At 52.8% G+C, this 12,681-nt stretch carries 10 protein-coding genes; 8 read left to right on the forward strand and 2 right to left on the reverse strand.

Going from position 1 to position 12,681, the window contains the following annotated elements:
* Positions 1-84 precede the first annotated feature (84 nt).
* A complete protein-coding gene (locus GOW98_RS08060) occupies positions 85-795 on the reverse strand; it encodes a glutathione S-transferase family protein (RefSeq protein WP_170330801.1) in 711 nt (236 codons plus the stop codon).
* Between the two features lie 129 nt (positions 796-924).
* Between GOW98_RS08060 and sigZ the strand changes: the two genes are divergently transcribed.
* The 3 genes from sigZ to GOW98_RS08075 all read left to right on the forward strand — a co-directional run bounded on the left by sigZ (position 925) and on the right by GOW98_RS08075 (position 5,247).
* Positions 925-1,482 (forward strand): RNA polymerase sigma factor SigZ, encoded by a 558-nt coding sequence (sigZ, locus tag GOW98_RS08065; protein ID WP_170330803.1) that lies wholly within the window; start codon positions 925-927, stop codon positions 1,480-1,482.
* A 338-nt stretch (positions 1,483-1,820) separates the two neighbouring features.
* Positions 1,821-3,542: an adenylate/guanylate cyclase domain-containing protein gene (locus tag GOW98_RS08070; protein WP_170330805.1), complete on the forward strand. Its 1,722-nt coding sequence runs from the start codon at positions 1,821-1,823 to the stop codon at positions 3,540-3,542.
* Positions 3,543-3,861: 319 nt separating this feature from the next.
* Positions 3,862-5,247 carry a radical SAM/SPASM domain-containing protein gene (locus tag GOW98_RS08075; protein WP_170330807.1) on the forward strand — a complete coding sequence of 462 codons (1,386 nt, stop codon included), beginning with the start codon at positions 3,862-3,864 and terminating at the stop codon, positions 5,245-5,247.
* Positions 5,248-5,269: 22 nt separating this feature from the next.
* On the opposite strand, the gene GOW98_RS08080 is transcribed toward GOW98_RS08075, so the two are convergent.
* Entirely contained in the window at positions 5,270-6,229 is a 960-nt protein-coding gene (locus GOW98_RS08080) for a radical SAM protein (protein WP_170330809.1), read from the reverse strand.
* 340 nt (positions 6,230-6,569) lie between these two features.
* Here GOW98_RS08080 and GOW98_RS08085 point away from each other — a divergent pair, with 340 nt between their 5' ends.
* From GOW98_RS08085 to GOW98_RS08105, 5 genes are all read left to right on the forward strand, one after another.
* Positions 6,570-8,540 (forward strand): hypothetical protein, encoded by a 1,971-nt coding sequence (locus GOW98_RS08085; RefSeq protein WP_170330811.1) that lies wholly within the window; start codon positions 6,570-6,572, stop codon positions 8,538-8,540.
* Between the two features lie 80 nt (positions 8,541-8,620).
* Positions 8,621-8,944 carry a hypothetical protein gene (locus GOW98_RS08090; RefSeq protein ID WP_170330813.1) on the forward strand — a complete coding sequence of 108 codons (324 nt, stop codon included), beginning with the start codon at positions 8,621-8,623 and terminating at the stop codon, positions 8,942-8,944.
* A 5-nt stretch (positions 8,945-8,949) separates the two neighbouring features.
* Positions 8,950-10,032, forward strand: coding sequence for a hypothetical protein (locus GOW98_RS08095; protein ID WP_170330815.1), 1,083 nt, complete (start codon positions 8,950-8,952; stop codon positions 10,030-10,032).
* Positions 10,029-12,092, forward strand: coding sequence for a glycosyltransferase (locus tag GOW98_RS08100; protein ID WP_170330817.1), 2,064 nt, complete (start codon positions 10,029-10,031; stop codon positions 12,090-12,092). Before GOW98_RS08095 ends, GOW98_RS08100 begins: the two co-directional genes overlap by 4 nt.
* On the forward strand, positions 12,089-12,541 hold the full coding sequence (locus GOW98_RS08105) for a hypothetical protein (protein WP_170330819.1): 453 nt from the start codon (positions 12,089-12,091) through the stop codon (positions 12,539-12,541). The genes GOW98_RS08100 and GOW98_RS08105 overlap by 4 nt, the downstream gene beginning before the upstream one ends.
* Positions 12,542-12,681: the final 140 nt, after the last annotated feature.

Consider the following 12,681-nt stretch of genomic DNA (forward strand, 5'->3'; position numbering starts at 1 on the left):
CACCCTCATATTCGTGTCTCGAACCAGTTCAACTATGCGCCCGCCCACTTGCAGATGGCAAATGGGCGGGTTTGGTATGAAGTATCAGCCGCAGCATCCGCCTGAATTCGATTGCGTGGCTTCACAAGGAGCCTCGTTCAGATTGGCGCCACGCCCAAGCCATGTCCGTCCGGCCAGATAGAAATCTGAGAACCTTTCAAGAAAATCCTCGGGCACCGATTTTGCGGGAATGCCACTGTTCAGAAGTGTTTGCTGCCATGCTTTAAGTTTCGGAAACTCGGCGAGCATGTCGTATCCGCTGTGGTCTTCGACAATTGCCGCACGATGGAGTAGGGGAAGCCAGGCGATATCCACGTTTCCAATGCTCTTACCCGAGAAAAACGCCCCCTGTCCTAATTGGCTCTCGACCTTTTCAAAGGACTTGGCGAGTTTCGCCATGCGTTCGTCCAGAACACCCTTGTCGGCGCTTTGCATTATACTGCATTGGACCAGATAGTGTTTGGTGGCCTGATAGCTCCAAGCGCGATTGGTCGCGCGCTGTTCAGGTGTCAGATCCTTCTGTAACGGTGCAGTGATTTCATCAATGTACTCCACGATCGCATCTGACTCGAACAACGGTTGGCCGCCTTCGGTTATTAAAACCGGGACCTGACCCGTGGGCGAGATATCCAGAAACCACGCGGGCTTGTTCTTCAGGTCGATGTACTCAATATCATAGGGAACCTGCTTGGCCTCGAGCATCGCAGTAACGCGCTGCACGAACGGGCAAATCCTGAAGCTGACGATCTTGATCATGAGTGTAGTCCTTTTTGTTGATCCGACCTGTAAGACGAACGGCAGCGCGAAAAGACGAACCAACCGAGGGGAAATGTTGCAGGGTGTTGATATTGAATGATTTAATTAAAGTGAAAAAGGCGGGAACCGATGACTCACAGCGCCCCTGATCTAGAGAGTGTTTGGTCTGAATACCGGGCCAGCCTGTTGGCCTTTCTTCGCACAAAGGTATCGAACCAGGAAGACGCAGATGATTTGCTTCAGGAAATCCTGCTGAAAACTCATAAGAGCTTAGCTAGTCTCGACAAGGTTGAAAGCCTGAAAGCGTGGCTGTTTCAGATCGCGAACAACGCGATCACCGACTTTTATCGGGCCAAAGGTCGGCGAAACACGATACATCCTGACGACCTTTGGCACAGTGAATTGGATGAAGAGGACCAGCATGTGCTGGAGGGGTGTGTCGGGCCTTTCATAGGTGCTCTACCACCCGAAATGGGCAGTTTACTGCGCAAGGTGGACTTGCAAGGTGTGCCGCAAAAAGACCACGCGGACGAACTTGGTATCAGCTACTCGACACTCAAATCCCAAGTCCAAGCCAGCCGTAGAAAACTGCGAGAGCTTTTCGAGGATTGCTGCAACTTCTCTTTGGATCACAAGGGCAACATTGTTGGATATGAGGTCAAAGGCGACAACTGTAAGCCGTGTTGAGCCATCAATGACAACTTTTTGTTGTTTCGGGGGCGGCCTTTATTCGATGTCCTCCGTCACGCTCTTGGAGTGAAAAGGGGGGCGCATCTCAGGTTTTCACAACGTTTTACTCAAGCGCACTAAGCCACCAATTATCGCTTCCGCGGCGGTAGTGTCGAATTTAAATGAAACGGTTACCAGTTCAAAACTCCTAGCGTCTAATGCACAGCCGTTAAATTTCATTGCAGTTTAAGTGCAATCGACTACCCTGCTTACGAAAGGTCAACGACCTGCCTCCTAAGCGACTGGACGGCGGAAGGCCCGGCAATGGGTGCGCCAATCTTATAGTAGCGAGTGTCATGAAGCGGAAGATCGCGACGATATTGGTAGCCGACGTTGTTGGGTATTCGGCCCTGATGCACGACGATGATACCGGTACGTTGGAACTTCTGAAAGTTTGCGACGCTGAGATTATCACGCCATGCGTCAATGCGAATTCTGGACGTGTTTTCAAAAGGACGGGTGACGGGTTTCTGGTCGAGTTTGAAAATGCGGTTGACGCAGTACATTGCGCTTTGGAATGGCAAAGTCGCACGCGGTCCAACAATGTAACCCCGCTGAGTTTCCGGGTCGGGATTCATCAAGGCCAAGTTATCGTCGAAGATGACGATGTATATGGCGATTGTGTCAACATAGCCGCTCGGTTGGAACCGATGGCTCAGACCGGCTGTATCGTGGTTTCCGACGAAGTGTACCAACAGGTTCGGGGTCGCATTGACGCCCGGTTTGACGATCTTGGGGCTCAGGAATTCAAGAACATTCTGCAACCCATTCACGTTTGGGAATGGCGCTGCCCCTTTGCAATACCGCAGCGCCTTGCGAAAGGCGATCTTGCTGAGCCCAGTAAGCCTTCTGTAGTCATCTTGCCGTTTCGCAACTTGTCCAAAGATCCGGAGCACGAGGTTTTTGCCGAAGGTCTGCGTGCGGATGTTCAGAGCGCTCTGACGCAAGTGCTCGGTGTATTTATCGTCGCGATGGGCGCTGCGGACCAATTCAGGGGGGCAACGCCAGAGGAAGCAGGACCCGCGCTGGGCGTGCGCTATGCTCTTCAATGCACCATGCGGGTTGCTGGTGACCGAGTTCGCGTCACGGCGGTTTTGATTGCGACCGCCACAGGTGAGATCGTATGGACCGAGCAATTCGACCGCAATCTGGATGATGGTTTCGCCCTTCAGGATGAAATCGCAGCCAAAGTTCTGATGGAAATGGACGTCGCGCTCGTCGCGGGTGAACAAGCGAAGATCTGGCACAAGTCTCTGCGGTCGTTCAAAGCGCTCGAGCTGTTCTACAAAGGTGTCGACACGTTCTATCGCATGAACCCAGAGGATATGCTGATCGCGCGCGGCTATTTCGAGAAAGTTACGCAAATGGAGCCCCAGTCGGCGCTCGGTCCGATGCAGGTGGCGATGTGTTTCTGGTATGAGCTTCAGAAAGGCTGGGCGAAAGATGTTTCATACGCGCAAGAGCAAGCCATACGCTGGGCTGAAGAGGCCGCCAGCAAAGAGGACGAGGACGGTCAGGCCCTGACCGTACTGAGCCACGTGCACCTGATGCGGAGGGACTATGATGCCGCGCTTGCGGCGGGTCGCGAAGCCACGACAGTTCGCCCCGGGTGTGCAAATGCCAACGCTTTCTTTGCAAATGTCCTGCACCATTGCGACGAGCACGAACAGGCCAGACATCACATCAGTCTGGCAATGCGGTTTCACCCTCTCAATCCGCCATTTTTCAGGAATATCCTCTCGGCGACGTTGCTCGCCCTGAACGAGGTAGAAGACGCTATAGTGATTGCCTCTGAAACAACGCGGCTGGCGGATCAGGAACTGGAGTCGCGGATCGTGCTGGCCAGTGCGTACCATAGGGCTGATCAAAACATAGAAGCAAAACGTGTCGCTTCTGAAATTCAACAGATTGATCCGCACTTCTCGATTGCAAAATATGTCAGTTCCAGATTGTACCGCAGTCCGGACTATCCGAACCAGCTTGCAGCCGATTTGAGAACACTGGGTCTACCCCAATAAGAGGCTGAACGTGTATTGTTTGTGTGCCGTCTCGGGACATGTTTTAGCCACTCTCTAGCTCATGCGCGACAGGGCCTTTAATTATAGGGCCATCGAGCCGTCCTCGCGGATTGTAATGGCCCTCGTCGGACTAGATGGTCGGAAGCCTCTTTGATCGTGTTTGGACTAATGCTAGCTGAACAAGTGATCGTTATCCGAGTCAAAGTTCCAAGTTTTCACTTTATTGCCAGTATTTTCGTAATCCGCGCGAATACTTGATTTGATTTCTTGGTATGTCACTATGACAACCGCAATGCCTACAGTTCGAAATAACACAAATTTGCGCTTCGACACGGGCGACGCCGACTGTGCAGAAATCTTTGAAACCCTGTCGAAAAAGAACGCGGTATATCTCAGGCGGCGCAGGCTTCTGGAGGGTTCTGCCGCGCACGCAAAGGATTTGGTGATCGAATGTGCGGAAGAGATAAGGCAAAACAACGATGAGGCCCTGCTTGATCAGTTTGTCGCACAGGTTTGGGAAAACGCGACAGAGCATGAGATTTTAACGCTGTTGGTGGCCGGATGGCTTAAGCTTAAGCGGGGGCAGTGGCAGGCAACCGAAAGGTTAGGGCGCGAGGTTGTCAGTCGCGATCATCATGACCTCATGGCGCAGCGGCTTATTGATGCCGCTCGCGAAAAGTCGACGGACCTGGAAACTGAAACCGACCGCTGGCTTCGAACGCGGACGTGCGCGGCCCCTTTCCGAGAAATGGAGACGCGGGTCAACGGTGAGGTCCATTTTTGTTGCTCGGCTTGGCAACCTGTTCCAATCGGCCGCCTTGAAACGGCGGACGAGGGCGGATTCTGGAATTCCGACCGGGCCCGCGAAATCAGACGATCGGTACGTGATGGAGATTTTTCGCATTGCAGCCGGTGGCATTGTCCGCAGATCGCTGGTCGCAGGCTTCCCGCCCGCACTCCGGAAACGCAAAGCCTGAAGCTGGAGTTGGAGGAAGGTCCGGATCGGGTCATCCTGTCTCATGACCGGTCTTGCAACATCTCTTGCCCCAGTTGCCGAACTCAGTTGATCAACCTGCCGCACAAAGAAACAGAGCGCTTGAATCAGGTGTTTGAAGATCACCTTTTGCCACTTGTCAGCAAGGCCACGAAAATCAAGGTGACCGGATCGGGTGATCCTTTTGGCAGCAGGCACTTCCGTCATCTTCTTGGGCGGTTGACGCAATCCGGCCCGTCCGGGCGGCGCATTCAGCTGCACACCAACGGGTTGCTGGCTAATGAAAGGGCCTGGAACGATCTTGGGCTATGGGACAAGGTTTCGTCGGTCTGGGTTTCAATCGATGCGGCGCAGGCCGACACGTACGGCGTGCTCCGCCGCGGAGGCGATTTCACCGCACTAAGGAAGAACCTGCGCTTCCTTGGCGACCTGAACGCGCAAGGTGATATTGATACGCTGCGGTTCGATTTTGTCGTGCAGACCGCAAATTACAGGGAAATGCCAGCCTTCGTGGATCTTGCCAATGAAATGAACGCGGATGGTGTTTACTTCCTGAGGCTGCGCAATTGGGGTCATGTGACACCGCAGGAGTTCAAGACCCTCGATGTATGCTCGTCCGATCATCCCGAACACAAAGATTTGCTGGAGGTGCTGGCCGATCCACGGATGGCTTGGGGTGGTGTGGACCTCGGAAGCCTCAACTCGATCTGACAAAAGTTATCCCGGAGCGGGATCACAGCTCTTTTCGGATCAGGATGTCGGCCAGACAGGAACAGGAGTCATTTGTACATCGGATCGGTTCGCGGGGCAGATCAAGGTCTTCGCCCAGATAGCCGATTACCCCTCCGACACCGCAGACGCCGCGATAGACTTCGCCATTCCCTCGGACCCGCAGAGATTCAAGCCCGACATTGCAGTTGTACCCCCGCCAGCGGTTCATGCCCCTGAGGATGAACTCATTCGGGGGCAATGTATCGCATTGTCCGGACCGTGTGGTCGCGCGCATCAAAGAGCGCGGCTTTTCACCAACCGGCGCGTATTTCGAGGGCAATCCTTTCGAAAGCACCCGCATCTGGTCATCGGTGTAATCGTACAGCTTTGCTCCGAATTCCTGCCGCAACGGTTTTAATGAGATCGATGCGGCGGGCAGCGCCGCGCGCAGTTCCTGGGCGTCTTCAAAGGTCTGGTCAAAGCGGTCCGGGTGCATCGTGACGTTGATGTGGACGCTGATGCTGTCCTCCATCATTTTCGCCACACGGATAAAAGGGACCAGCTCCGCGAATTCTGCGTGATAAGTCAGGATAACGCTATTCAGACACCCACTGATCTTTTCCCAGAACCGAGGGGTTCGTGACGCATTGCTTATCAGGCTGACTTTAAAGTCGAACTCGGACGCGTGTTGCAACAAATCAATGATGCGAGGATGCATCGTGGGTTCGCCGCCGGTGAACTGAAGCCAGACAATCTTGTCCCGTTCGTCCACATAGTGTCGTTTCATCTGGCGATATAAGTGCAAAATGTCCTTGGTCTTTTGCCACCTGACCGAACCGTCATGCAATGACTTTGGGCAATAGCTGCATGCATAGCTGCAAGAGTTCCCCAGCATCCAGTCCACCACGACCACTTTGGCATAAACGGGATCGGAGTGTTCTATCAGAGTATAGATTTCCTGTTCGTTTTGAGAGGCGTCCATTCAATCCCAAAAAATTATGTACACAGGTTACCCAAACAAGACCGCAAACTCATCTGCGGCGTTCACGTGGCGACAACAATAAGTGTCAGCTTAGCTCGGAATTGGCCAATGGACAAAAAAACTTTGAAACTGGCGTCTGGCGGGGCAGTACGAGCACTTCTTACATTGGTGGTGACGGTGCTGATTTATCCCGTAGGGATCGGCTGACTTGTCAGCATGAAGTCAGTTTTTTATAATCCAAAGTCAGTTTTATTAGAATTTTGATGCACCGGCTTGTGCTTGGTTTAACCGGGTAACAGCGGTTTTTGAGCTTATTTTAGCGGCCAGTCGGGGGTAATTCATGACAAAGGCTAGCGGCCAGAAGACTCGACCAGAAGTTGCCAAGAAAAGCGCTGATCAGGCGTCGGATATCTATGATTTTGTACAATCCTCCGAATGGCAGAAGGTGCTTGAAAAAGCTCGGATAGAGCGGGAAAAAAACCTTTCAGCACGAAAGCAGAAAAGTAAAGAAACGCAAAAGCCGAAACCGAAGCAAAGCAGTGCTGATCAATCAACCACAGGTGTGCGCCCTTCTGGTACCCATACTTCGTGGTCACATCAGCTTGAAGAAGCCAGGGAGAAAAGAAACGAGGTGCTCGCGCGTCGGGGAAGTGAGTCGGAAAAGCCCCGTCCCGGAGTGCCTGATGAGGGCCAAGGCAATGAATCTGGAGACCGACTGAACGACAAAGTCGAAAAAATTTTCGGGACCCACAAACCAAAAACTAGTTCTGCCGAAGCCAGTCAGTCAAGCCAAGACTCCCTCAGGCGCAAACTCAATCATGCAAGATCTGGAAAAGTACAGGAAGACAACGGGTCGTCGCCCAACGAAACTCTTACCGACGGTGACGCCTCTAAGAATGTTGGCGGCGACCATTCAAATTCGGGTTTGAGTTTAAAGCTGTCTACTGAGGAAATTGACCATCGCCTGTCAAAAAAACTTCTTCGAAGTCTGAGAAAAGAGAAACAAGCCCGCGGCAAAGTCAGTTTGGGCTTATTGGCCCTTGGTTGCGTTATCGGAGTAATTGCTTCGTCTTCAGTTTTTTTGTTTCTTTCCCGTTCAGGCAACAATGAAACAGTAAGCCTGACAACAGCCGAAGCTGAGATAGCCATTGCCGCCCCCTTGCAAGGTGAGAACGCAGGGCAATCTGGTGCCGTGCAGCCTGTTGTATCTTCTGGTGGAGAGGAGGAACTTGTCATCTCGGCTGACGTGTCAGACCTACCGCCAAGACCAACATCCCCCGACAGCAGTTTGGTCCAGGTGGAAAACCTGAACAGCTTTGCTTCGCTGACACCATCCCTGTCGGAATTTACAAACGGTCCTGAAGTCGTGGAGCCAATTGCTCTGAGTGCTGTCCCAAGCGTTCTGGCATATGTTCCGGCGCTTGAGCAGCCACTTTTGCCGGTAGGAGGTGCCGGCTACCTGCCGAGGCAGGAAGCGAACCCGAGTTTCCTGCCCTATGAAAGTGTGCCTGAGTATTATGGTACTGCGATTGTGTTGTCCGGAGCGGTTTCGGCAAGGTTTGACCCAATAGAAATTGCAGTTGAAGCGTTTGCTTCTCCGTTACGCGCGTCCCTCGTCGAAATGCAGCCTGTCTTGTTTACCACTCCGACTCCGTTGCCGCCTGTAGACGGACCTGGAACACTACCGAAACAAATTTGGGCAATTCAACCCGATTGGCCTGTTTTGATTGATCCAGTCGATCATGTATTGACATCCGTGGCACTGAACCCCTCGGAACAAATTGAAGGCCCAGAGCTTAGCCCGGAGGCGATGCAATTATTGATTGCGGCGCCGCGAAAACAGCCCTTGGACGCAACCGTGCACGTGGCGCTGCCCATTGAGGAGATCGAACCACCTGCAACGATCTCTCAAAGTCGAGGCGCAACATTCAGGTTGTACGCGCCCAACAGGCTCTCTGATGATGATGTGGATACTGTGGTCGCTGATTTAACGACGACGGGGCACGAATTAAGTGGAACGGCGCGGGTTGGATTCCGGGTGTCGCAATCCAACGTGCGGTTCTATCACAGGCAGGATGCCGCCAAAGCCGCCGCCCTTGCGGAAGATGCTGGCGCGTTGCTGCGCGATTTCACCGGATCAAAAAGCAAGACGCCAAGCGGTGTCGTGGAATTGTGGCTGGCCGGAAAAGGCTATGGCAATTCTCCGACTAAACGAACGACCAAAAGAAGCAGCCGAAACGGGACTGCAAACAATCCTTTAAATCAATTGAGAAGTCAGGTTTTACAAAAACTTCGGGCAAGTACGAACTAAAACCCTGTTCCAGCTTTTGATTGCGTGGGACTGAAACAAACTGTGAGTGAATTTAATAAGTATTTATAAGGTTTTCATAGATGACTGATAGCAGACTCGTCGGCATGGTAACTGCGCTTCTTTTTTTAGCGACGTCGGGGGGCGCACGTGCCGAGATTACGCTTGAGCATTTGCTCGCCATAGATCAGCTTTTATCAAGCAATGACACAAAGGCCCTGCAATCATACCTTGATAGAAACCCGGAGTTACTTGCCGGTGAAGACGAGCTATCGCGAGAACTACGCGAATTTTATAACGCTGCTTCCTCCGGCAACTTGAACTTTGGTTTTCCTGCCAATGCATCGCCCGACCCGCGTGACGCCCAAACGGGAACGGCCGCGCGCTCAAATGAATTGCAGCACTAGGCCCCATGACTGTGTTTAGTGCCATTGGTAGCTCGTCTCGTCCGAAGATCGCCTACGTTATTGAGCCAAGGTTCTCGGGCGGTACATCAGCAGCAGTCGCCGCCGAGCTTCAGGTGGCAGTTGAGCTTGGGGAAATAGAGGTTCATGCCGTAACCTCCAGGACCTTCGGTGACAGCCAACACATAGCTCCGGTGTTACGGTGTACGCTTGACGAATTGCGTATTCCGCTGATTTGGGATGCACCTCGCATCAGTGCGGATATCGTGATCCTTCACAATCCGGCGTTTCTTAAGTTTCAGGACGCATTATGCACAAAGATATTTGCCCGCGAATTGATCGTTGTAACGCATGAAAATTTTCTGCGTCCCGGAGGAGAAGACGGGTTCGATGTTTTAAGCTGTCTGAACCACATAGAGGGATCGGCACTTGCGCTTAGGAAAACTCTCGCGCCGATTTCACCATACAATCGAAAAACCGTAACCGATTGGCTGATCAGGTCCCGAGTGGCGCGTCATTGGAATGTTCTGGACACGGATTGGTTCAATATTTGCGAAACCGACATAGACGCTCCGCGCGAAAAACCCGAGGATCGCCGCGGCAGGCATTCACGGCCCGGGTTTGAGAAGTTCCCGGTTCTCTCCGATCTGGACAGTTGTTTTTCCAAACATGCACAGAGTAACGTAATTCTGGGCGCCGATGCATTGCTTGATGCCCGTGTACTTCGCCCGCATTGGACCTTGCTTCCCTTTGATGCTGTTAGCGTGGACGAGTTTTTTGGAATGATTGATTTTTTTGTTTATTTCACAGCACCGACTTGGCAAGAGAGTTTTGGTCGCGTCATAGCGGAAGCACTTGCCGCTGGAAAAGTTGTTCTAACGAATTCCGATATCGGCGAGACGTTCGACAATGCAGTTCTTACCTGCCGTCCCGAAGATGTAGATGGGATAGTTTCTGACCTCGTCGCTCACCCAGACCGGTATCATGAACAGATTTCCAGATCGCAACCTGTGCTGACGCGTTATTCTGCCAAAAACTTCAAAGCGATGCTGTCCGGTGTATTATCCGCTGACAGCGGGGTGTTGGCATGATTTTGGTTGAGGCCGGTTCGCGTTCTTTAAGGTCTTTTGATGCGCAATTGATCTTTGCCGAGCAACTAGCTGCGCGTGGTTTTACCGCATGTATAGGTGCCGAGTATTTGCCGGAAGAAGCCGGGCGCGGCAGAGTTTATGAGGCGGCCAAGTTTCTTGTTGATCCGGAAGAATATGAAGCCGAAATCGTGTTCGTTCTGGGTGCCGAGGACATCAATGATCTGCTTCTTTCATCCCTGAGGCAAAAGCAACTTGAACCAGACGTTCCGGTGATCGCGACGGGCCGGTTCGAAACTCAGCAAAGTTACATCGGTGCAAAGGCGCGGTTGGCGTATGCACTTGGGCGTGAAGCGACGGTAATTGATCTTACGGATTTTCAGCCGCGTTCGGTGCTGCCCTCGGCGGCCAGCCCTCTTGTTGCCGAGATTCAGCCAACGCCTCGGCCCGTGCAGCAGGTGTCGAACGTCACTGTAGTCCTTGGATCTATGGAACTGGACAATCCCGAGACGCTATCCTGTTTTTCACGGATGAGTAACCAGGGTGGCTACAATTTGCGTCTTGTGGTCAGCGGAGCGCAGAACGAAGCCATAAAGTCGTCGTCGTACCGCGACCTGCCGACTATCCTCTACACTGATCTTTCCTCTCTTACTTTGGCCAAAACGACAGACATTCTTGTGTTGTTCGGTCACGGTATCGCAGGGGTACGCGTGGCAGCGTATGCTGTCGCGTTGATTGCGGCCGGCGGTGTGGCGATAGACTGCACAGATGATGAAGCGCTTGTTTCCTCGGGCGCGCCGGTATTGCTTGGGCCCAAAACGCCGTTCTCGTTGGATGGATACCTGGCAGGAAAAATCCTTGGGAATACCTCGCAAATCGCAGAACAGGCCAGGAAATCTCAGTGGCTTCATTCGGTGGACATCTCCCGTCTTGAAGCCGCCGCAGGTCTTGCAGCCAAAATACGCGAGCCTGTTCGAACCGAACAAAGAACTTTGTTTTTTCCGACAAACGGTGTGGGATTGGGGCACGCACAGCGGTGTGCGGTAGTTGCCAACGCGCTGCCCGACGATATGTCGCCGATATTCGCGGCCTTTCCCAGTTGTATTCCGCTTATCCGCCGTGAAGGCATCGATTGCATTCCGCTGGTCTCGCGTATCGACACCACAGATAGTCCCGATGGCAACGATATCCTGACATATCGTCGGTTGAGCGCGGCGCTACAGGAAAATGACCGGTTGGTTTTTGATGGCGGCCATGTCTTCGATTCCGTTTACCGCGTGATTCTCGAACGCAAATTGTCGGCGGTTTGGGTCCGGCGGGGCCTGTGGCCGGATGGACGATCCAGGGAAACGATGCTTCGCCGCGAGGGGGTGTTCGATCAGGTTATCGTGCCGTCCGAAGCCTTTGAAGAATTGAATGACGTCTACAGTTTTGGCGATCATGTGCACTATGTCGGTCCGATCTTTCGTCAGGTGACCCAGTCAGCGGAGGAGCGCAACGGGCTTAGGGCGCGGCTGGCTGAACGGTTTGGACGAGATTTCAAGCAGTTGGTCGTCAGTATGCTGGGCGGTGGGGTGGCCTCTGACCGGTCGGCTCAGATTCAGGCAATATCAGGGATGTTGGAGGGGCGGACAGACTGTCTGCACCTTGTCGTAGTCTGGCCAGGAAGCAAGGTTCAGCCAGCCACGTTCGGGTGGACGAATACCCGGGTGGTTCAGACGTTTGAGGCTACTTCATTGTGTCTGGCCGCAGATTTGGTCATCTCGGCGGCGGGATATAACTCCGTCCTTGAGATTCTCTATCACAAAATCCCCTCAATCCTGATACCGCAGTCCGCGCCCTATTTGGACAATCAAGAGCGACGCGCCAAAGCTATGGCTGACCGAGACCTTTGCGCAATCATCACCGAAAAAGACTTCATGAAGCTTGAACGAGCAGTGTCTGATTGTCTGGATCACGATGAGGTGGAGATCTATCGATCTGAATTGAACAGAATTGAATTGCCCGAAACAGGGGCGTCGAGAGCGGCTGAAATCATAGCAGGGGTTACGTTAGGAAAATGACAGATACCTTTTGGTACGAAATCTTCGGTAGAACGTCCCCCAAACAACCGGTGCAACTGGACGCATTGGTCGCTGACAATCATACACCCAATCCACGTGGAAAAGTTGTGTTCCCTGAAATGGGCATAGTTCCATCAGTTGCTCTTTGGGAACGCGAAGCAGGTAGCCCTGTTCATATCGGCATTCGAATTCTGGAGCCTCCAAAATCTGTACACAATGTCTCAAGGCTTCTTGCCGCCGCCGCATTGGAACGTGAGGTGTTTCCGGTAATTCTAAGCCGCATTGATTACAGCGGGTTTGAACAGTTCGGCTTCCGTGTTGAACGCATCCCTGACGAGCCGGTGGCGGCGCAAGCTGCAGAAGAGGAAATAAGAAAGTTCTGGGAGCTTGCGATTATCATAGATGGAAGTGAAATCGGCCTGTGGTCGCAACAGAATAACGTGACTTGAAGTTTAACAGGGGGCGGTTAGCGTCCGGGTATAAGCAAGCTATTCGTTGTAAAGGCTTAAACACGCGCAGGGCGCCTCGATACCTGACGGTAATGGTAAGACGATGCGTGCGGTTTACTAGGTGGCCTGATAAGCGAATA

Origin of the sequence: Ruegeria arenilitoris (genome assembly GCF_013032445.1) — a bacterium.
In the GTDB taxonomy this organism is placed as follows: Bacteria; Pseudomonadota; Alphaproteobacteria; order Rhodobacterales; family Rhodobacteraceae; genus Ruegeria; species Ruegeria arenilitoris_F.

What these genes read in the sequence shown, in the direction of transcription:
- GOW98_RS08080 (WP_170330809.1), bottom strand. Translation starts at nt 6,229, where the DNA reads ATGGACGCCTCTCAAAACGAACAGGAAATCTATACTCTGATAGAACAC.
- GOW98_RS08085 (WP_170330811.1), top strand. Translation starts at nt 6,570, where the DNA reads ATGACAAAGGCTAGCGGCCAGAAGACTCGACCAGAAGTTGCCAAGAAA.
- sigZ (WP_170330803.1), top strand. Translation starts at nt 925, where the DNA reads ATGACTCACAGCGCCCCTGATCTAGAGAGTGTTTGGTCTGAATACCGG.
- GOW98_RS08090 (WP_170330813.1), top strand. Translation starts at nt 8,621, where the DNA reads ATGACTGATAGCAGACTCGTCGGCATGGTAACTGCGCTTCTTTTTTTA.
- GOW98_RS08100 (WP_170330817.1), top strand. Translation starts at nt 10,029, where the DNA reads ATGATTTTGGTTGAGGCCGGTTCGCGTTCTTTAAGGTCTTTTGATGCG.
- GOW98_RS08105 (WP_170330819.1), top strand. Translation starts at nt 12,089, where the DNA reads ATGACAGATACCTTTTGGTACGAAATCTTCGGTAGAACGTCCCCCAAA.
- GOW98_RS08095 (WP_170330815.1), top strand. Translation starts at nt 8,950, where the DNA reads ATGACTGTGTTTAGTGCCATTGGTAGCTCGTCTCGTCCGAAGATCGCC.
- GOW98_RS08060 (WP_170330801.1), bottom strand. Translation starts at nt 795, where the DNA reads ATGATCAAGATCGTCAGCTTCAGGATTTGCCCGTTCGTGCAGCGCGTT.
- GOW98_RS08070 (WP_170330805.1), top strand. Translation starts at nt 1,821, where the DNA reads ATGAAGCGGAAGATCGCGACGATATTGGTAGCCGACGTTGTTGGGTAT.